General features: G+C 29.0%; 22 protein-coding genes and 3 rRNA genes. 6 read left to right on the top strand and 19 right to left on the bottom strand.

Translation table 4 applies throughout. From position 1 onward, the window contains the following. Nucleotides 1-140 precede the first annotated feature (140 nt). Nucleotides 141-350, bottom strand: a complete 210-nt coding sequence (locus tag AAHJ00_RS02225) for a transposase family protein (protein WP_342224364.1) — start codon at nt 348-350, stop codon at nt 141-143. A 242-nt stretch (nt 351-592) separates the two neighbouring features. Here AAHJ00_RS02225 and AAHJ00_RS02220 point away from each other — a divergent pair, with 242 nt between their 5' ends. Together AAHJ00_RS02220 and AAHJ00_RS02215 are read left to right on the top strand one after the other, a co-directional pair. After that, entirely contained in the window at nt 593-748 is a 156-nt protein-coding gene (locus tag AAHJ00_RS02220) for a hypothetical protein (protein ID WP_342224363.1), read from the top strand. Nucleotides 749-837: 89 nt separating this feature from the next. Continuing rightward, a complete protein-coding gene (locus AAHJ00_RS02215) occupies nt 838-1788 on the top strand; it encodes an IS30 family transposase (protein ID WP_342224362.1) in 951 nt (316 codons plus the stop codon). 71 nt (nt 1789-1859) lie between these two features. On the opposite strand, the gene AAHJ00_RS02210 is transcribed toward AAHJ00_RS02215, so the two are convergent. Then, nucleotides 1860-2270: a transposase family protein gene (locus AAHJ00_RS02210; RefSeq protein ID WP_342224361.1), complete on the bottom strand. Its 411-nt coding sequence runs from the start codon at nt 2268-2270 to the stop codon at nt 1860-1862. Nucleotides 2271-2401: 131 nt separating this feature from the next. Between AAHJ00_RS02210 and AAHJ00_RS02205 the strand changes: the two genes are divergently transcribed. Then, on the top strand, nt 2402-2569 hold the full coding sequence (locus AAHJ00_RS02205; protein WP_342224360.1) for a hypothetical protein: 168 nt from the start codon (nt 2402-2404) through the stop codon (nt 2567-2569). Between the two features lie 86 nt (nt 2570-2655). Beyond that, entirely contained in the window at nt 2656-2976 is a 321-nt protein-coding gene (locus AAHJ00_RS02200) for a hypothetical protein (protein WP_342224359.1), read from the top strand. A 135-nt stretch (nt 2977-3111) separates the two neighbouring features. On the opposite strand, the gene AAHJ00_RS02195 is transcribed toward AAHJ00_RS02200, so the two are convergent. After that, nucleotides 3112-3935, bottom strand: a protein-coding gene (locus tag AAHJ00_RS02195; protein WP_342224358.1) for an IS5 family transposase whose coding sequence is annotated in 2 segments (ribosomal slippage) — nt 3112-3539 and nt 3539-3935 — 825 coding nt in all. Because the reading frame shifts where the segments join, the coding sequence is not laid out codon by codon here. Between the two features lie 95 nt (nt 3936-4030). On the opposite strand from AAHJ00_RS02195, the gene AAHJ00_RS02190 reads away from it, so the two are divergent. Continuing rightward, on the top strand, nt 4031-4498 hold the full coding sequence (locus tag AAHJ00_RS02190; RefSeq protein ID WP_342224598.1) for an IS30 family transposase: 468 nt from the start codon (nt 4031-4033) through the stop codon (nt 4496-4498). A gap of 288 nt (nt 4499-4786) precedes the next feature. Here AAHJ00_RS02190 and rnc read toward each other — a convergent pair whose 3' ends face one another. The 15 genes from rnc to AAHJ00_RS02115 all read right to left on the bottom strand — a co-directional run bounded on the left by rnc (nt 4787) and on the right by AAHJ00_RS02115 (nt 20201). Next, nucleotides 4787-5482, bottom strand: coding sequence for a ribonuclease III (rnc, locus tag AAHJ00_RS02185; protein ID WP_342224357.1), 696 nt, complete (start codon nt 5480-5482; stop codon nt 4787-4789). Between the two features lie 6 nt (nt 5483-5488). Then, nucleotides 5489-6505, bottom strand: coding sequence for a phosphate acyltransferase PlsX (plsX, locus tag AAHJ00_RS02180; protein ID WP_342224356.1), 1017 nt, complete (start codon nt 6503-6505; stop codon nt 5489-5491). A 33-nt stretch (nt 6506-6538) separates the two neighbouring features. Further along, nucleotides 6539-8167: a DAK2 domain-containing protein gene (locus AAHJ00_RS02175; protein WP_342224355.1), complete on the bottom strand. Its 1629-nt coding sequence runs from the start codon at nt 8165-8167 to the stop codon at nt 6539-6541. 27 nt (nt 8168-8194) lie between these two features. Next, nucleotides 8195-8350: a hypothetical protein gene (locus AAHJ00_RS02170; RefSeq protein ID WP_342224354.1), complete on the bottom strand. Its 156-nt coding sequence runs from the start codon at nt 8348-8350 to the stop codon at nt 8195-8197. Nucleotides 8351-8358: 8 nt separating this feature from the next. After that, a protein-coding gene (locus AAHJ00_RS02165; RefSeq protein WP_342224353.1) for an IS5 family transposase occupies nt 8359-9140 on the bottom strand; the annotation gives its coding sequence in 2 pieces (ribosomal slippage) (nt 8359-8786 and nt 8786-9140; 783 coding nt in all). A 19-nt stretch (nt 9141-9159) separates the two neighbouring features. Then, nucleotides 9160-10110 carry an IS30 family transposase gene (locus tag AAHJ00_RS02160; RefSeq protein ID WP_342223478.1) on the bottom strand — a complete coding sequence of 317 codons (951 nt, stop codon included), beginning with the start codon at nt 10108-10110 and terminating at the stop codon, nt 9160-9162. A gap of 489 nt (nt 10111-10599) precedes the next feature. Beyond that, nucleotides 10600-10941, bottom strand: coding sequence for a hypothetical protein (locus tag AAHJ00_RS02155; protein ID WP_342224352.1), 342 nt, complete (start codon nt 10939-10941; stop codon nt 10600-10602). A gap of 107 nt (nt 10942-11048) precedes the next feature. Next, nucleotides 11049-11171: ribosomal RNA gene (gene rrf / locus AAHJ00_RS02150) — 5S ribosomal RNA — on the bottom strand. Nucleotides 11172-11244: 73 nt separating this feature from the next. Beyond that, nucleotides 11245-14198 (bottom strand): 23S ribosomal RNA (locus tag AAHJ00_RS02145). A gap of 210 nt (nt 14199-14408) precedes the next feature. Next, nucleotides 14409-15943: ribosomal RNA gene (locus tag AAHJ00_RS02140) — 16S ribosomal RNA — on the bottom strand. Together the 16S, 23S and 5S rRNA genes form the textbook arrangement of a ribosomal RNA operon. Nucleotides 15944-16412: 469 nt before the next feature. Next, nucleotides 16413-16667 carry a hypothetical protein gene (locus tag AAHJ00_RS02135; protein WP_342224351.1) on the bottom strand — a complete coding sequence of 85 codons (255 nt, stop codon included), beginning with the start codon at nt 16665-16667 and terminating at the stop codon, nt 16413-16415. 34 nt (nt 16668-16701) lie between these two features. Next, nucleotides 16702-17658 carry an L-lactate dehydrogenase gene (locus AAHJ00_RS02130; RefSeq protein WP_425288881.1) on the bottom strand — a complete coding sequence of 319 codons (957 nt, stop codon included), beginning with the start codon at nt 17656-17658 and terminating at the stop codon, nt 16702-16704. A 127-nt stretch (nt 17659-17785) separates the two neighbouring features. Next, on the bottom strand, nt 17786-18394 hold the full coding sequence (locus AAHJ00_RS02125) for a M24 family metallopeptidase (RefSeq protein ID WP_342224349.1): 609 nt from the start codon (nt 18392-18394) through the stop codon (nt 17786-17788). 277 nt (nt 18395-18671) lie between these two features. Next, nucleotides 18672-19622, bottom strand: a complete 951-nt coding sequence (locus AAHJ00_RS02120; RefSeq protein WP_342223478.1) for an IS30 family transposase — start codon at nt 19620-19622, stop codon at nt 18672-18674. Between the two features lie 330 nt (nt 19623-19952). Then, a complete protein-coding gene (locus AAHJ00_RS02115) occupies nt 19953-20201 on the bottom strand; it encodes an aminopeptidase P family N-terminal domain-containing protein (RefSeq protein ID WP_342224348.1) in 249 nt (82 codons plus the stop codon). A 140-nt stretch (nt 20202-20341) separates the two neighbouring features. Between AAHJ00_RS02115 and AAHJ00_RS02110 the strand changes: the two genes are divergently transcribed. Then, nucleotides 20342-21292, top strand: coding sequence for an IS30 family transposase (locus AAHJ00_RS02110; RefSeq protein ID WP_342223478.1), 951 nt, complete (start codon nt 20342-20344; stop codon nt 21290-21292). 43 nt (nt 21293-21335) lie between these two features. Here the strand turns inward: AAHJ00_RS02110 and rpmG are convergent, their stop codons facing one another. Next, entirely contained in the window at nt 21336-21485 is a 150-nt protein-coding gene (gene rpmG, locus AAHJ00_RS02105; RefSeq protein ID WP_342224347.1) for a 50S ribosomal protein L33, read from the bottom strand. Nucleotides 21486-21496 lie beyond the last annotated feature (11 nt).

Raw genomic sequence — 21496 nt, 5'->3', positions numbered from 1 at the left:
AATATAGTTAATCTTATTATCTATTAATAGTAGTAAAAATAAAAGTAAAAGTTTTAGTTATTTTTCTAATTATTGATAAGATATTTTGCAAATAGTAAAGCAGATAAATATTTTTTATTAGACTTGGTACATAACTATAACTAGCTTAATTCAAAATTATATATTCCTGAAATTAAGTTAAATCGTAATCCAAATCTTCTAATCTTATTGCGACAACGATAAACTAGTATTTTAAATCTTTTTAATCTAGCAAAAACATGTTCAATGGCAATTCTAACTTTACTTAAAAAGCTATTATATTCCTTTTTATCTGGATTTAAAGGATTATTTTTACTCTTTTTAATTGGCAATAATGTATTTTTATGAACATTTTACAAACCTTGATATCCTGAATCAGCAATTAATTCTAATTTTGGATTTATAAGTGTATTTGATTTTAAAAATAACTTATAATCATGAATACTGCCATAACAAAAATCTACTGAAATAATTTTATTGTTAAATAAATCAATAGACTTCTTGCATTACTTATTTATTAAACAAAATTCCTATAAAATATATTTAAAATAGAAATTATAAGGAATTTAAGATTATGAAATTTGATAAATTTAATTTTATTAATGATAAAGAATTATTACGATTAACTGGAATAAAGCAAAGTACTTTTAATAAAATGTTAAATATTTTAAAAGAAGCTGAGTTAAAAAAGTTTAAAAGAGGTGGTAAAAATGCTGAATTATACTTGTAAGTGCAAGTAAATAAAATTGCAAAAAATCTCATATAAAAATTTCATGATGCTAAGTTTATTTTAGAAAAAACAAAGCAAGGAGTTTTTATATGGGTTACAAACATCTTGACATATATGAAAGAATTTATATTGAGAATCAATTGAAGTTTAAAGTAAAAATTAGTGAAATAGCTAAAAATCTTAATCGAAGTATTAGTACTATTATTCGAGAAGTCAATAGAAATAAAGATAGTAATCATTATTTTTCATTAATTGCACAAAATAAAGCAGAAAACAGAAAACAATCACATGTTTATTTTCATAAGTTTAAAAATAGAGAATTAGTAAAATATATACAACAAAAATTACTATTAGGTTGATCGCCTGAACAAATTTATGGCAGAATTAAAAATTTTCATAAAGAATGAATTATTAGTTTTAAAACAATTTACAATTGAATTTATTCTGGATTACTTGAAAAAGTTACTAATAAAAATTTAAGAAGAAAAGGTAAGAAACGAAAATCTCAAGAAAATCGCGGTAAATTTAATGGTAAATCAATTAAAGAACGAAATATTAATGTTAATAATCGTATAACTGTTGGTCATTGAGAAGGTGATACTGTAGTATCATCACGAGGTAAAAGTAAATCATGTTTAATAACTTTAGTTGAAAGAACATCAAGATTTACTTTAGCAATGTTAGTTGAAAATAGAACTACTAAAGTTGTTAACGAAAACATTAGCCATTATTTATCAATTCTTCCAAATAATCTTGTTAAGACTATAACATTTGATAGGGGTAAAGAATTTTCTAATTGACAACAATTTGAAAAAAATTTAAATGTGAAAATTTATTTTGCTAATGCGTATTCGCCTTGACAAAGAGGTACTAATGAAAATACTAATGGTTTAATTAGAGAAAAATTTCCTAAAAAATTTAATTTTTCAAATACTACTAAAAATGCAGTTCATAAATTTATATTGTCTTTAAACCAAAGACCAAGAAAAATACTAAATTATCTTTCACCAATCGAATATTTGGTTAGAAAAATAATTTAGTTGCACTTAACTTTACAATTTGGCGTTATAAATCAATAATTATTTGCGATTTTAATGAATGTTGCCTTTTCTTACCAGAAAATAATAATTTTAGTTTTTTTAATTCTTTCAATTGGAATTTCTGTAGCATCAATTGCTAATAAATTATTATTAGTACCCTTATTTTCCAATAATATCCTTTTGCCAGGTATATGAAAGTGACTATTTTTTATTAGAGTATTTTCAACTCAAAAGATATTACGAATACAACTAACATGACTAATATTATATTTTTTTGCAATAATACGATATGTACTATATTCTTTTCAGTATTCTAAAGTCATAAGTAATCTTTGCTCTATTGATAATTTATTTGGTCTACCATCAATTTGTTTTTGTTTAGCTTCAGCTTCTTTTAAAATTTCTACCATTTTCATGAAAGTTTTATATTTTATGCCTATTAGACTATAAAATTCACTTTCATCTTTATATTTATCTAACATTTGTACTTCACCTAGAAAATAATATTATCAAAATAGTAGATAAAATTAAAGGTTATGTACCAAGTCTATTGTTTGATTTTCAAAATGTATTTTTTAAGGTGTATTTTTGATTATTAATGGTTTATTTGTTAATGACAATTGTTAAGTTAATTATTAAGCGTTTTTATTTTAATAAAGTAGTTAGAAAACATCAAAAAGAAGTTATTAATATTTCTGAATGTCCATTATATTATGAATATAAATTTTCTCATGCTTTTAAAGCAATAAAAGAGAGTTTTAAGTCGTGATGAGATGCATAAGATTATTTCTTGATTTATTTATAATGTTTATTGGTTTGGTGCCATTAGGGGTGTTCTTTAATACAAAACAACCACCAAAACCTAATATGGAACAATTTTTTATGAAACGAGAAAAACGAGCTACAAACCTCAGTCAATGTGGTAATAGTTGTAATTTTGAGTTTTCTGAAATTTTGAATAGTAGTTTTACTCCTTCAACTTATAATTTAAAAGACGGATGATTAGATGTTGCTTTTGTTAAAAATCAATTACCTAATGATTTGGGCCCTGTTGGTAATTATATTTATTGGTCTATCGTAAAAACTGTTCATGATTTTTATGAAAAAAATTTTACTAGTATTGAACATAATGAATATTATATTAGACTTCTTGCATTACTTATTAAAATAATTACAAATTATTTGTAAATAAAAAATACTATATAGTAATTTCTAACTTTTATTAGGTTAATACTTATGGATTTTATTAAATGTGTAAATTTTGACACAACAAAAAATTATTTTATTATTTAAATTTAATTTTAAATAAATATTTTATGTTATCTATAATTGCAAATTATAAATTGAAGCAATTAAATTAAATCTTAAACTAAATCATTTTCTACGATTACGATATTTTTCAGTAATAATTTTAAATTTTTTAAGAATAGCAAAAATATTTTCAATAATAATTCTCATTTTTGAAATTAATTTATTATTATGTTTTTGTTCTTTATTTAAAGGGTTTTTCTTTGTTTTTTTCTTAGGTATTAGAACATTACTATGAATTTTTTGTATTCCTTGATAACCATTATCAACTATTAATTTAGTATTTTTTAAAATTGGGATTTTTGATTCTTTAAATAAACAAAAATCATGCTTTTTACCGAGAGAAAAATTTGTTGCAATAATTATTTTGCTTTCTTTTTCAATAATTACTTGTGTTTTAATAGTGTGTTTTTTCTTTTTTCCTGAATAAGATTGTTTTTGTCTTTTTTTGGGCGTTGAATGGGTGTTTCTGTAGCATCAATAATAATTGTTTTATCATTAAAATAATCATTTATTAATGCTTTTTTACCAGCAAGTTGTTGAAAATCAGGATGTTTGATTAAAATATCTTCAATTCACTTGATATTTCGATAACAACTAGCTTCACTAATATCAAAACTTTTACCAAGATGAAAATAAGTACGATATTCTCGTCAATATGATAAAGTCATCAATAATCTATTTTCTAATGATAATTTATTATTTTTACCACCTCTTTTAAACTTTTTTAACTCAGCTTCTTTTAAAATATTTAACATTTTATTAAAAGTACTTTGCTTTATTCCAGTTAATCGTAATAATTCTTTATCATTAATAAAATTAAATTTATCAAATTTCATAATCTTAAATTCCTTATAATTTCTATTTTAAATATATTTTATAGGAATTTTGTTTAATAAATAAGTAATGCAAGAAGTCTAATGTTAATAATCGTATAACTGTTGGTCATTGAGAAGGTGATACTGTAGTATCATCACGAGGTAAAAGTAAATCATGTTTAATAACTTTAGTTGAAAGAACATCAAGATTTACTTTAGCAATGTTAGTTGAAAATAGAACTACTAAAGTTGTTAACGAAAACATTAGCCATTATTTATCAATTCTTCCAAATAATCTTGTTAAGACTATAACATTTGATAGGGGTAAAGAATTTTCTAATTGACAACAACTTGAAAAAAATTTAAATGTGAAAATTTATTTTGCTAATGCGTATTCGCCTTGACAAAGAGGTACTAATGAAAATACTAATGGTTTAATTAGAGAAAAATTTCCTAAAAAATTTAATTTTTCAAATACTACTAAAAATGCAGTTCATAAATTTATATTGTCTTTAAACCAAAGACCAAGAAAAATACTAAATTTTCTTTCACCAATCGAATATTTGGTTAGAAAAATAATTTAGTTGCACTTAACTTTACAATTTGGCAAAGATTTTAATGTTTTAAAAGCATATGATAACCAACTATGAAACCCTACTAGTAATAAACTGCATTTTTACAACGCCAAAGTTGATGTGATGTATGGAATTAATATTTTTACGCTAACTTTTCCACTAGACTTGGTACATAACTATAACATTTTGCACCTACCAAACTATAAAATTCACTTTCATCTTTATCTAATATTTGTGCTTCATCTAGAAAATAATATTATCAAAATAGTAGATAAAATTGAGGGTTATGTACCAAGTCTATTTAACAATCTTAATTAATTTTAAATAAGCATCTTTTGCAGCTGCTTGCTCAGCTTTACTATGAGAACTACCATTTCCCTTACCAAAAATAATGTCACCACTTTTTACAATAGCAACATATTGATAACTATTTCTATCTTTATGTTCAAAAATAACTTTATATTCAATGGGATCTTTGCGTTCAGTTTGTAAATATTCTTGTAATAAAGTTTTATAATCTTTAACTAAATGAATACTTTTATCTCTAATTTTTTTAAATAATGTTTGCATTAGAAATATATTAACTGCTTGTTGTCCTAAATCTAAATAAATAGCACCCACAATCGCTTCAAAAACATCACCTAAAATACTATCTTTTTCACGACCACCGGTTTGAATTTCACCTTTACCTAAACGAATATATTCATTCATCTTATAAAGCCTACACACTTGTGCTAAGGTTTCTTCTCTAACAATTTGACTTCGTCAAATTGTTAACTCGCCTTCATTTAAATCATCATTTATTCGATATAAATATAATGTTGTATACATTTGCAACACTGCATCACCTAAAAATTCTAATCGTTGATAATTATAATCTAATTGCTTTTCATTAGTATATGAACTATGAGTCAAGGCTTCTTCATATAAATGAATATTTCGTGGTTCTAAATTAAATGTTTTTAACAAAATTTTAATTTCTTCAATAAACATAAATCCTTATTTTCCTTCTTCTTTAACAACATTATTTTTAATTAGTGATAATACATCTTCTAAAAGCGCTCTACGAACTAATTTTAAAGTACTAAAAAATGCTTTAGCATCACTACTACCATGAGCTTTAAAAACAATGCCATTAACACCAATTAAAATTGCTCCGCCAGTATTTCGATAGTCAAAAATTTCTTTAACTTCATTAAATGCTTTTTTCAAACATAATGATGCTAACTTACGAAAGATATTCTTAGTAAACTGATTTCGTAAAACTTGCAATAAATTCCGTGCTGTTCCTTCAACCGCTTTCAAAGAAATATTACCAGTAAAACCATCAGTTACAACAATATCAATATCACCATTCATAAAATTATTAGGTTCAATATTACCAACAAAATTTAATTGTGAATTACTACTTAATTTTATATAAGTTTCTTGATGATATTCTTTACCTTTTTTTTCTTCTGTACCAATATTTAATAATGCTACTTTTGGTTGTGATAATTCTCAAATTTTTTGAACATAAATATTTGCCATCATGGCAAATATTTCTAAATCATTACTATCATTTTCAACATTAGCGCCCGCATCAATAAGCACAACTTGTTTATTTTTTATTTTTGTTGGCATAATCGCCATAAATGCTGGGCGACTAACACCAGTTATTTCTTTTAAAATAAAATGATTAGCTGCTAAAAAAGGACCTGTAGCCCCTGCCGTTAATACCGCGTCAGCTTCTTTGTTAGCAACACATTCAATTGCTTTACTCATTGAATTATCGGTTTTTCTTCTGATATCTAAAATACTATCAGTCATCATTATTTCTTCATTAGCATTTTTAAAACTAATCCGCGATAATAATTTCTCATTTAATTTAGAACCAATTAAATATTCTTTAATTATCATTTCTTTACCAACTAAAATAATATCAATGTCATTATATTGTTGTAAAAATTTTATGACACCACTTATTAGTGGTTTATGTCCTAAATCTGAGCCCATAACATCTACTGCAATTTTCACAAACTTCACCTCTTTTTAACAATTAAATTATATCTATTCAACACCAAATATGAAAGGATATACTGGTTGTTCACCTTCAATTTTTTCATATTCAACATCAAAGTTTTCAGCAATATACTTTTCAATTAGTCGTAAATCTTGTCGTTTAGCATCTTCACCAATAAAAATTGTTACCAATTGTGATGATGATTTACTAATCATTTTGCTTAGTAACTTTTTTGCTACCAGAACTAAATCTGCTTCTTGATTATAAATTTTTTTATCTAAAATACCAAGATAATTTCCTTCTTTCACAGCAACACCATCAATAGTTGTTGTTCTAATAGCATTAGTAATTCTTGCTGACACAATGTTTTTAATAGCATTTTTCATATTATTAAAATTTTTTTTAGCACTTTTTTCTTCTTTATTAAAACTAAGAATACTAAGCATCCCCTCAGGAATTGAAGTTGTGGGAATAACATAAACATTAGATTTCTTTTCTAGTTTCGCTGCTTGTTGTGCAGTTGAAATAATATTAGAATTATTTGGTAAAATATAAACATCTTTAGCATCAACTAATTCAATCGCTTTTAAAAAATCATCAGTTGATGGGTTCATTGTTTGTCCACCACTAACTACATACGATGCTTGTAAATCATTCATAAAATATTCTGCTAAACCTTTACCAGCAGCAACAGTAATAATTGCTCAAGGATTATTTAAACTACGAATTTCTTTAATTTCTGTACTATGCTTTTTTGCTTGTAAACCCATATTTTCAATTTTTACTTTTTGAAAATCACCAAATTGCTGTAAATAAACTAATATTTGCCCTGGCATTAACGAATGAACATGAACTTTAAAAATATCTTGATCTTGAACTACAACTATTGATTTACAACCTTGTTCTTCTAAAGAAAAGCGAACTTTTTCTAAAGGAAAATTTTTCTGTTTCATTTCACTTAAAATAACAATCGTTTCTGTACAATAACCAAAATTTTCATCATCTAATTTAATAACAACTTCTTTATTATCACTAACTACTAAATTCTTTTTCTTTTTAATTTCTTTACCTTTTTCTAATGAATAAACCATTCCTTCAATAATTTTAACTAATCCAAAACCGCCAGAATCAACAACACCAACTTCTTTTAAAATTGGTAATAAGTCTGGGGTTTGTGCTAATGCATTGTTAGCATTTTCTAAAAACTTACTCATAAATTTTAATGGTAATATTGTTTCCTTAGTTTCAAGTTTAATATTATCAGTAGCAAGTCTAATAACAGTTAAAATTGTTCCTTCAACAGGCTTCATAACTGCTTTATAAGCTACTTGTTTAGCATAAGTTCATGCTTTTAGTAAATCGCTAGTACTGATAAATTCTTCATGAACTAATCCTTTACTAAAACCACGAAAAATTTGTGACAAAATAACTCCTGAATTTCCCCTAGCCCCCATAATCAAACCGCGACTAAACACATTTGCTATTTCGGTAATACTAGAAGTTTCATATTTTTTAATTTCTTTAATAGCATTTTCCATTGTTAAATTCATATTTGTTCCAGTATCACCATCAGGAACAGGAAAAACATTTAATTTATCAATTTCTAAATGATAATTATATAAGTTATTAGCAGCACTAATAAGCATGATTTTAAATAATTTTGCATCAATTTTCATTTTATCTCACCTACCTCTTAATAAATATTATTCGCTAATTAAATCATCAATGCAAATATCAATTTTAAAATTACTATCAAATTCCATTTGCTTTTCTAACTTATATTTAACACGATGTTGAACTTCTTGCAAAACTTCAAAAATATTAGTATGAATTGAACTAATAATATAGACTTGGTACATAACTATAACTAGCTTAATTCAAAATTATATATTCCTGAAATTAAGTTAAATCGTAATCCAAATCTTCTAATCTTATTGCGATAACGATAAACTAGTATTTTAAATCTTTTTAATCTAACAAAAACATGTTCAATGGCAATTCTAACTTTACTTAAAAAGCTATTATATTCCTTTTTATCTGAATTTAAAGGATTATTTTTACTCTTTTTAATTGGCAATAATGTATTTTTATGAACATTTTGCAAACCTTGATATCCTGAATCAGCAATTAATTCTAATTTTGGATTTATAAGTGTATTTGATTTTAAAAATAACTTATAATCATGAATACTGCCATAACAAAAATCTACTGAAATAATTTTATTGTTAAATAAATCAATAATTATTTGCGATTTTAATGAATGTTGCCTTTTCTTACCAGAAAATAATAATTTTAGTTTTTTTTAATTCTTTCAATTGGAATTTCTGTAGCATCAATTGCTAATAAATTATTATTAGTACCCTTATTTTCCAATAATATCTTTTTGCCAGGTATATGAAAGTGACTATTTTTTATTAGAGTATTTTCAACTCAAAAGATATTACGAATACAACTAACATGACTAATATTATATTTTTTTGCAATAATACGATATGTACTATATTCTTTTCAGTATTCTAAAGTCATAAGTAATCTTTGCTCTATTGATAATTTATTTGGTCTACCACCAATTTGTTTTTGTTTAGCTTCAGCTTCTTTTAAAATTTCTACCATTTTCATGAAAGTTTTATATTTTATGCCTATTGCCAAATTGTAAAGTTAAGTGCAACTAAATTATTTTTCTAACCAAATATTCGATTGGTGAAAGATAATTTAGTATTTTTCTTGGTCTTTGGTTTAAAGACAATATAAATTTATGAACTGCATTTTTAGTAGTATTTGAAAAATTAAATTTTTTAGGAAATTTTTCTCTAATTAAACCATTAGTATTTTCATTAGTACCTCTTTGTCAAGGCGAATACGCATTAGCAAAATAAATTTTCACATTTAAATTTTTTTCAAGTTGTTGTCAATTAGAAAATTCTTTACCCCTATCAAATGTTATAGTCTTAACAAGATTATTTGGAAGAATTGATAAATAATGGCTAATGTTTTCGTTAACAACTTTAGTAGTTCTATTTTCAACTAACATTGCTAAAGTAAATCTTGATGTTCTTTCAACTAAAGTTATTAAACATGATTTACTTTTACCTCGTGATGATACTACAGTATCACCTTCTCAATGACCAACAGTTATACGATTATTAACATTAATATTTCGTTCTTTAATTGATTTACCATTAAATTTACCGCGATTTTCTTGAGATTTTCGTTTCTTACCTTTTCTTCTTAAATTTTTATTAGTAACTTTTTCAAGTAATCCAGAATAAATTCAATTGTAAATTGTTTTAAAACTAATAATTCATTCTTTATGAAAATTTTTAATTCTGCCATAAATTTGTTCAGGCGATCAACCTAATAGTAATTTTTGTTGTACATATTTTACTAATTCTCTATTTTTAAACTTATGAAAATAAACATGTGATTGTTTTCTGTTTTCTGCTTTATTTTGTGCAATTAATGAAAAATAATGATTACTATCTTTATTTCTATTGACTTCTCGAATAATAGTACTAATACTTCGATTAAGATTTTTAGCTATTTCACTAATTTTTACTTTAAACTTCAATTGATTCTCAATATAAATTCTTTCATATATGCCAAGATGTTTGTAACCCATATAAAAACTCCTTGCTTTGTTTTTTCTAAAATAAACTTAGCATCATGAAATTTTTATATGAGATTTTTTGCAATTTTATTTACTTGCACTTACAAGTATAATTCAGCAAATTTATTAATGTAATTGATATGTACTTTTCTTCTTTACTTAATAAAATGTTATGAAATTATTATATTAACATTTATAAAAATAATCCGGATTTTTTTCAATATCCACCTGATAATAATATTAATAATATTGAAATTTTTAAACAATAGACTTGGTACATAACTATAACATTTTGCACCTACCAAACTATAAAATTCACTTTCATCTTTATCTAATATTTGTGCTTCATCTAGAAAATAATATTATCAAAATAGTAGATAAAATTGAGGGTTATGTACCAAGTCTATTATTAAAATTATTTTGTAATGCATCAAAACTTTTAAAATTAGTTAAACTTTTATTAACTTTATTAAACTCTTCACTACTTTTTAAAGAAGCTTTTTAAAAAAGCACTGCTTCACAATTTCTTAAAAATTTAACATCATACTTTGTTAAATTATGAATCACAAAATTAGTTTCACCCTTTGTGCCTCGTTCTTGTTGAGCAATTTTCAATTCTTGAAAAACATCAGGATTTAATAAAGAATTTTCTTTACGAATTGAATCATTAACAATTTGTTCAGAAATTTCTAATCCTTTAATATTACAACTAACATTATCAGTTTTAATGTTATAAGTCATGGGATTAAAATTAACATAACTTAATAAAAGTCCCAAAGTAACTGAAAACATAACAAAACCAATAATAATGACTATTAATGTATTAGATACTTTCCGACTCATTAATATCAACACCTTATTAACATTTTTTTATTAAAAATATAATACAATAGTTAATAATAATTGTTGTATTATATTTTTAATAAAAAAATGAATTAATAACTTAAAAAATCTGGCACCGTCTTATTTTCCCTGTGAATAATTTTCACCATGAAGGTATCGTCAGCGCAGGCATGCTTAACTTCTGTGTTCGGAATGGGAACAGGTGTGACCACGCCGCTATAGGCACCAGATTGAGAGATTGCTCTCTCAAAACTAGACATAAACATTATTTTAGACTTTCAACAATAGGAATTACTTTTAAAATAAAGTAAGCCCTCGACCTATTAGTATTGGTCAGCTAAATATGTCACCATACTTACACACCCAACCTATCAACCTCATAATCTTTAAGGGGTCTTATTCCATTTCTGGATGGGAAGTCTCATCTTGAAGTTTGCTTCGTGCTTAGATGCTTTCAGCACTTATCAATTCCCTACATAGCTACCCAGCTGTGCCATTGGCATGACAACTGGAGCACCAGAGGTAGGTCCATTCCGGTCCTCTCGTACTAAGAACAGATCTCCTCAAACTTCCTACGCCCACAACAGATAGGGACCAAACTGTCTCACGACGTTCTAAACCCAGCTCACGTACCACTTTATTGGGCGAACAGCCCGACCCTTGGAACCAACTTCAGCTCCAGGATGTGATGAGCCGACATCGAGGTGCCAAACCTCCCCGTCGATGTGAACTCTTGGGGGAGATAAGCCTGTTATCCCCGAGGTAACTTTTATCCGTTGAGCGACGGCCTTTCCACTCAGGACCGCCGGATCACTAAACCCAACTTTCGTTCCTGTTCGACTTGTAAGTCTCACAGTCAAGCACCCTTCTACTTTTGCGCTCTGCGTATGATTTCCATACATACTGAAGGTACCTTTGGGCGCCTCCGTTACTCTTTAGGAGGCGACCGCCCCAGTCAAACTACCCACCTGACACTGTTCCTATTCAGGATAACTGAATAAGGTTAGATTTTCAAAATAATAAGGGTGGTATCCCAAGGTTAACTCCATAGATACTAGCGTATCTACTTCAAAGTCTCCCACCTATCCTGTACATATTAGATTAAAAATCAATATCAAGTTATAGTAAAGCTCTACGGGGTCTTTCCGTCTAGTTGCGGGTAACCTGCATCTTCACAGGTACTAAAATTTCACCGAGTCTATAGCCGAGACAGCGCCGGGATCGTTACGCCTTTCGTGCGGGTCAGAACTTACCTGACAAGGAATTTCGCTACCTTAGGACCGTTATAGTTACGGCCGCCGTTCACTGGGGCTTCAATTCTGAGCTTCATAATAAAATTATTATTAACCCCTCCTCTTAACCTTCCAGCACTGGGCAGGCGTCACCCCCTATACATCGTCTTACGACTTAGCAGAGAGCTGTGTTTTTGTTAAACAGTCGCCCCGGCCTTTTCACTGCGGCTCACATAATTACTTATGTGAGCTTCCCTTCTTGCTAACTTACGGGATGATTTTGCAGAGTTCCTTAGCTATAGTTATCTCGCTTGCCTTAGGATTTTCTCCTTGACCACGTGTGTTCGTTCTCGGTACGAGCACCATGATAGTTAATAGTAGAAGTTTTTCTTGGAAGCGTGGCGTCAGACTCTTCGCTACTTGCCGAAGCTTTCACTCCCCATAACGCTTCAAGGTTATGTCATAAAATTTACTAAATGACCCTCTTTGCGCTTAGCCCGGAATATCCATTAACCGGGATATCTTAGCCTTCTCCGTCACTCCATTCCATACCATGGTGGTACAGGAATATCAACCTGTTGTCCATCGACTACGCCTTTCGGCCTCGCCTTAGGTCCCGACTAACCCTGGGTGGACGAACCTTGCCCAGGAAACCTTAGTCAAACGGCATGAAAGATTCTCACTTTCAATCGTTACTCATGCCGGCATTCTCACTTCTAAACAGTCCAGTAGTCCTTACGATCTACCTTCGCCCCATTTAGAACGCTCCCCTACCACTTTAAAATAATTTAAAAATTATTTAAAATCCATAGTTTCGGTACAATGCTTAGCCCCGGTACATCTTTGGCGCAGAAAAACTTGACTTGTACTTGTACTCGACTTGTGAGCTGTTACGCACTCTTTAAAGGATGGCTGCTTCTAAGCCAACCTACAAGCTGTCTTGGTTATTCCACATCCTTTTACACTTAGCATTGATTTTGGGACCTTAACTGATGATCTGGGCTGTTTCCCTCTCGTCCATGGACCTTATCACCCACAGACTGACTGCCAAACATACAACAACGGCATTCAGAGTTTGATTGCATTCAGTACCCCGAGGTGGGGCCATCATACATTCAGTGCTTTACCTCCGTTGCGCTAATTTTGACGCTAGTCCTAAAACTATTTCGGGGAGAACCAGCTATCTCCAGGCTCGATTGGAATTTCACCACTAGCCACAAGTCATCCACGGTCTTTTCACGAACGTTGGTTCGGTCCTCCATTAAGTATTACCTCAACTTCAACCTGCTCATGGCTAGATCGCCTGGTTTCGGGTCTACGACTACATACTAAACGCCCTATTAAGACTCGCTTTCACTACGGCTCCATGTTTTCCACTTAACCTTGCATATAATCGTAACTCGCCGGCTCATTCTACAAAAGGCACGCCGTCACTCATTAACGAGCTCCGACTTCTTGTAAGCATATAGTTTCAGATACTATTTCACTCCCCTCTCGGGGTACTTTTCACCTTTCCCTCACGGTACTGGTTCACTATCGGTGATTAGGTAGTATTTAGGATTACGCAGTGGTCTGCGCGTATTCCGACAAGATTTCTCGTGTCTCGCCGTACTCCGGATCTCATCAAGAGACTTTTCAATTTCGTATACGAGGCTTTCACTCTCTATGGCATCGCATCCCAGCGATTTCTACTATCAAAAAATTTTCTAAAACTCTATATAGATGGTCCAAACCCCATCCCGAAGAATGGTTTGTCCTGTTCCCTCTTCGCTCGCCGCTACTAAGGGAATCGCATTCGCTTTCTTTTCCTCTAGGTACTAAGATGTTTCATTTCCCTAGGTATCCCATCAATATGACTATGTATTCATCATATGACACTATTCGATTAAGAATAGTAGGTTGCCCCATTCAGAAATCCCTGGCTCAAAGCTTACTTCCAGCTCCCCAAGGCTTATCGCAGGTAATCACGTCTTTCATCGGCTCCTAATCCCAAGGCATCCACTATATGCTCTTATTAACTTACTAATTTTTCTTTGTCAAAAGAAAAACCTATTGCAATTATAAAAATAAATGTTTATATCCAGTTTTCAAAGAACAATGCTCATAGAAATTACAGTGTAATTTCTCATATTGCGTTTGAGAGATAAATAATCTCTCAAAACTAAACAGAACATCCTCAACCAAAGTTGTTTGTTAAAATCTAATGTAATTAGTTTATAAATATAAACTCCATAGAAAGGAGGTGATCCATCCGCACCTTCCGGTACGGATACCTTGTTACGACTTCACCCCAATCATCAATCCTACCTTGGGTCGCTCTCCCAGTAAACTGTTAAGATACGAACTTCTGGCATTACCAACTCTCGTGGTGTGACGGGCGGTGTGTACAAGACCCGAGAACGTATTCACCGCGGCATTGCTGATCCGCGATTACTAGCGATTTCAACTTCATGAAGTCGAGTTGCAGACTTCAATCCGAACTGAGATCGGCTTTTTGAGATTAGCTTGCCCTTGCGAATTTGCAACTCTTTGTACCGACCATTGTATCACGTGTGTAGCCCCAGACATAAAGGGCATGATGATTTGACGTCATCCCCACCTTCCTCTAGCTTGCACTAGCAGTCTCATTAGAGTCCTCAACTAAATGTTAGCAACTAATGATAAGGGTTGCGCTCGTTGCGGGACTTAACCCAACATCTCACGACACGAGCTGACGACAACCATGCACCACCTGTCTCAGTGTTAACCTCCACTATATTTCTATAGCATTGCACTGGATGTCAAGTCTGGGTAAGGTTCTTCGCGTTGCTTCGAATTAAACCACATGATCCACCGCTTGTGCGGGTCCCCGTCAATTCCTTTGAGTTTCACTCTTGCGAGCATACTACTCAGGCGGAGTACTTAATGCGTTAGCTGCAGCACCGACATTAAAGCCGACACTTAGTACTCATCGTTTACGGCAGGAACTACTAGGGTATCTAATCCTATTTGATACTCCTGCTTTCGTGCCTCAGCGTCAGTTACAGGCCAGTTAGTCGCCTTCGCCACTGGTGTTCCTCCATATATCTACGCATTTCACCGCTACACATGGAATTCCACTAACCTCTCCTGTACTCTAGTTATACAGTTTCCAAGGCGAATCAAAGTTGAGCTTCGATCTTTAACCTTAGACTTATATTACCGCCTGCGCACCCTTTACGCCCAATAAATCCGGATAACGCTTGCCACCTATGTATTACCGCGGCTGCTGGCACATAGTTTGCCGTGGCTTTCTGGTAAGGTACCGTCAAATAAGAATCATTTCCTATTCTTACTATTCTTTCCTTACAACAGACCTTTACAACCCAAAGGCCTTCATCAGTCACGCGGCATTGCTCCATCAGGCTTTCGCCCATTGTGAAAAATTCCCTACTGCTGCCTCCCGTAGGAGTCTGGGCCGTGTCTCAGTCCCAGTGTGGCCGTTCACCCTCTCAGGTCGGCTATGCATCATCGTCTTGGTAAGCCATTACCTTACCAACTAACTAATGCAGCGCATCCTTATCTTTTTGTGGTGCAAACGCACCTTTAATTATCATTAGATGCCTAAAGATAACCTATGCGGTATTAGCCGCCGTTTCCAACGGTTATTCCCCTCAAAAAGGCAAATTAGATACGTGTTACTCACCCGTTCGCCACTTATAAGTGCTAAAAAAAAAGCACTCTCGTTCGACTTGCATGTATTAGGCATGCCGCCAGCGTTAATCCTGAGCCAGGATCAAACTCTCATTAAAAAGTGAAAATAAAAAAACATTTTATAGTAATGTTTTCAATTTTTATTGTTTGTTTCATAACTCATCAGATTGACAGATTGTTCTGTTTAGTTTTCAAAGATCATTTTGTAATAGTAAGAAGTTTAACGACTTAATTACTAGTACATTTAAGATAATACTGAATTTGGAAATAAATGTCAACATAAATTTAAACTTTTTTTAAAATAATTTTAATTATCTTTTAAACCAATATTTAATCAATTTAATCAATTAAATTCAATATATATCCTCGGAGTGTTTCAAAAACATAAGTATATATTACCACAAATTTTAATTATTTAACGATATAAATTAAATATTTTTAAAAAATAAAACCATCAACTTTATATTCTAATTTTAAAAAACAACAGTTTTCATTGACATTTTTGAATAAGTTAATAATAAATCTATTCTATAGACTTCTTGCATTACTTATTTATTAAACAAAATTCTATTTATTCTCTCTTCACATATAAACTAAACAATCAGCTGGTTCACCACAAGCACAAGTACCAGCATTTTCTTTATCTTCTTTAAATTCTACTTGCGCATCAAAAAATTCTGAATAACCAGTTTCAATTGATTTATTTGCTAATGGTCCTTTATTAACAGCCATAATAATTGTTTTTCCTTCGCTTAATGCTGATGCAACTAAATCAGCATTACCATCAAAGATTTCTACAACATTTTCTAAGTTTTTAGGCATTACCATTATACTCCTTAAAAATATATCTTCCTTACTAATTAATAGCTTCAATAGCGACAGTAATAACTTTTCTTAAAGCATCACAAGAACTATTAAATTGGTCTTGTTCTTGTTCACTAATATCCAATTGTACTACTCTTTCAATCCCATTACTTCCTATGACTGCAGGAATACCTGTATAAATATTTTTTTGGTGATATTCACCGTTTAAATAAGCACCAACAGGTAAAATCACTTGTTCATCATTTAAAACTGCTTTAACAATTCTTGCTAAACAAACACCAATTCCATAATGAGTAGCTTTTTTTAATTTAATTATTTCATAAGCTTTTTGAATAACTAATTTATGAATTGATTTTAATGTTTCATCATTAATCAACTGTTTTTTCTTTAAAGTCATTAAATTTTCAGCACCAACAATTGCTTTGGAATATAATGCAACGGATGAATCACCATGTTCACCAGCAATATATGCTGTCACCGATGTTGGTGAAATTTTAAAATGTTCTCCTAAAGCAAACATTAATCGTGAAGAATCAAGAATTGTTCCTGATCCAAAAATACGATTTGTAGCAAAACCACTAACTTTTTGGGCAACGAATGTTAATACATCAACAGGATTAGAAGCAATAATTACAATACCGCCAAATCCAGAATTTTTAATTTCTTTCATAATATTACTAATTATTTTAGCATTATCGACTACTAAATCTAGTCTTGTTTCATCAGGTTTTTGCGGACGACCTGCGGTAACAACAATAATATCAGCATCTTTACAATCAAGATACGAACCGTTTGTTACTTTATGAAAGGATCTTTCTTGTCATGCTAAAGTATCCTCAAAGTCTAATCTATTACCGTGAGCAACATCTTGAAAAGCATCAATTAAAACATATTCTGATGCTAAACCGGTATTAATGCAAGAATACAAGAATGATGACCCTACTGCTCCACAACCAACTAAAACTATTTTCCTTCTATTATTCAATATTACCTACCTCCTATTAAGTTTATTTTATCATTTTTTTAACATAAATTATTTTACAAATATTAAATCTCTTGAAGACTTAGTTAATATTTCATAACCTTTCTTAGTTACTAAAATATCATCTTCAATTCTAACCACCTAATTGAGGAATATAAATTCCTGGTTCAACAGTAATTACCATTCCTACTTCTAAAGTAATATCCGAATTATTGGTTATATATGGATATTCATGAACTTCAATTCCTAAACCATGACCAGTACTATGAGTAAAATATTTGCCATAACCTTTTTTAGTAATATATTCACGACATATTTTGTCAATCGTACCTGATGATATTCCAGGAGCAATCGCCTTAATTCCTAAATCTTGAGCTTCTAAAACAATCTTATAAATATCTTCCAATTTTTTATCTAGTTTATTACCAATAACAAAAGTTCTTGTCATATCAGAACACAATCCTTGATAAATAACACCAAAATCACAAGTAACAATTTCATTATTATTAATTACTTTATTAGTAGCTCTACCATGGGGTAACGACGAAGGAACGCCTGATGCTACAATGCAATCAAAACTCGGCTTTTCACCACCAAATTTAAGGAAATTATCAATAATAATTCTTTCTAATCGCTTTTCAGTCATATTAGGTTTTACTTTTTTAATAATTGCTTTAAATGTTTTATCGCCAATCTTAGCAGCTTGTTTTAATTTTTTAATTTCATCTTTAGTTTTAATCATGCGCATTTTATTTACTAATACAGCTTTTAATGAAACTGCTAATTTTTCACTTCAAGTTGTAAATAAAGCATATGAAGTATATTCACTTTCAAATCCTAATGTTATAATAGACTTCTTGCATTACTTATTAAAATAATTACAAATTATTTGTAAATAAAAAATACTATATAGTAATTTCTAACTTTTATTAGCTTAATACTTATGGATTTTATTAAATGTGTAAATTTTGACACAACAAAAAATTATTTTATTAGCCAAATTGTAAAGTTAAGTGCAACTAAATTATTTTTCTAACCAAATATTCGATTGGTGAAAGATAATTTAGTATTTTTCTTGGTCTTTGGTTTAAAGACAATATAAATTTATGAACTGCATTTTTAGTAGTATTTGAAAAATTAAATTTTTTAGGAAATTTTTCTCTAATTAAACCATTAGTATTTTCATTAGTACCTCTTTGTCAAGGCGAATACGCATTAGCAAAATAAATTTTCACATTTAAATTTTTTTCAAGTTGTTGTCAATTAGAAAATTCTTTACCCCTATCAAATGTTATAGTCTTAACAAGATTATTTGGAAGAATTGATAAATAATGGCTAATGTTTTCGTTAACAACTTTAGTAGTTCTATTTTCAACTAACATTGCTAAAGTAAATCTTGATGTTCTTTCAACTAAAGTTATTAAACATGATTTACTTTTACCTCGTGATGATACTACAGTATCACCTTCTCAATGACCAACAGTTATACGATTATTAACATTAATATTTCGTTCTTTAATTGATTTACCATTAAATTTACCGCGATTTTCTTGAGATTTTCGTTTCTTACCTTTTCTTCTTAAATTTTTATTAGTAACTTTTTCAAGTAATCCAGAATAAATTCAATTGTAAATTGTTTTAAAACTAATAATTCATTCTTTATGAAAATTTTTAATTCTGCCATAAATTTGTTCAGGCGATCAACCTAATAGTAATTTTTGTTGTACATATTTTACTAATTCTCTATTTTTAAACTTATGAAAATAAACATGTGATTGTTTTCTGTTTTCTGCTTTATTTTGTGCAATTAATGAAAAATAATGATTACTATCTTTATTTCTATTGACTTCTCGAATAATAGTACTAATACTTCGATTAAGATTTTTAGCTATTTCACTAATTTTTACTTTAAACTTCAATTGATTCTCAATATAAATTCTTTCATATATGCCAAGATGTTTGTAACCCATATAAAAACTCCTTGCTTTGTTTTTTCTAAAATAAACTTAGCATCATGAAATTTTTATATGAGATTTTTTGCAATTTTATTTACTTGCACTTACAAGTATAATTCAGCATTTACAAATAATTTGTAATTATTTTAATAAGTAATGCAAGAAGTCTATTTTATTAAAAGTACTTTGCTTTATTCCAGTTAATCGTAATAATTCTTTATCATTAATAAAATTAAATTTATCAAATTTCATAATCTTAAATTCCTTATAATTTCTATTTTAAATATATTTTATAGGAATTTTGTTTAATAAATAAGTAATGCAAGAAGTCTAATGTTATGTTTCTTAATTAATTCATTTAATTGTTCATAAATATTTTCCATTAAAATAATGTCATCAATATTTTTTGCTTGCACTTTTCCATCTTCAATAATATCGTCCATCTAAAATTAAAAACGACTTTTCTTTAGTAACTAATAAATATCCTGCTGTTGAAGAAAATGTTGTATATCACAAACGATTATAATCAGATGTAATTAATAAAGCATCAACCTTTTGTTCTTTTAATAGTTTTTTAACAATTTTATTTTGCATAAAATTTATCCTTTCGTATTAATAAATTAATATGCTGAATTATACTTGTAAGTGCAAGTAAATAAAATTGCAAAAAATCTCATATAAAAATTTCATGATGCTAAGTTTATTTTAGAAAAAACAAAGCAAGGAGTTTTTATATGGGTTACAAACATCTTGGCATATATGAAAGAATTTATATTGAGAATCAATTGAAGTTTAAAGTAAAAATTAGTGAAATAGCTAAAAATCTTAATCGAAGTATTAGTACTATTATTCGAGAAGTCAATAGAAATAAAGATAGTAATCATTATTTTTCATTAATTGCACAAAATAAAGCAGAAAACAGAAAACAATCACATGTTTATTTTCATAAGTTTAAAAATAGAGAATTAGTAAAATATGTACAACAAAAATTACTATTAGGTTGATCGCCTGAACAAATTTATGGCAGAATTAAAAATTTTCATAAAGAATGAATTATTAGTTTTAAAACAATTTACAATTGAATTTATTCTGGATTACTTGAAAAAGTTACTAATAAAAATTTAAGAAGAAAAGGTAAGAAACGAAAATCTCAAGAAAATCGCGGTAAATTTAATGGTAAATCAATTAAAGAACGAAATATTAATGTTAATAATCGTATAACTGTTGGTCATTGAGAAGGTGATACTGTAGTATCATCACGAGGTAAAAGTAAATCATGTTTAATAACTTTAGTTGAAAGAACATCAAGATTTACTTTAGCAATGTTAGTTGAAAATAGAACTACTAAAGTTGTTAACGAAAACATTAGCCATTATTTATCAATTCTTCCAAATAATCTTGTTAAGACTATAACATTTGATAGGGGTAAAGAATTTTCTAATTGACAACAACTTGAAAAAAATTTAAATGTGAAAATTTATTTTGCTAATGCGTATTCGCCTTGACAAAGAGGTACTAATGAAAATACTAATGGTTTAATTAGAGAAAAATTTCCTAAAAAATTTAATTTTTCAAATACTACTAAAAATGCAGTTCATAAATTTATATTGTCTTTAAACCAAAGACCAAGAAAAATACTAAATTATCTTTCACCAATCGAATATTTGGTTAGAAAAATAATTTAGTTGCACTTAACTTTACAATTTGGCATATAAAAAAAGAAAAGGATTATTTCTTTTCTTTATGCATTGTTTTTGCGTTACAACGCGAACAATATTTATTAAATTCTACTCGTTCGGGATGCAACCTTTTATTTTTCTTATCAATATAATTTTCTTCTTTACAAATTTCACAACGTAATGTGATATCTTCGCGCATCCTTGTTCCTC

It is taken from the genome of Spiroplasma endosymbiont of Asaphidion curtum (assembly GCF_964031085.1).
Classification (GTDB): domain Bacteria; phylum Bacillota_I; class Bacilli_A; order Mycoplasmatales; family Nriv7; genus Nriv7.
This window is presented reverse-complemented; position numbering and strand designations above follow the sequence as displayed.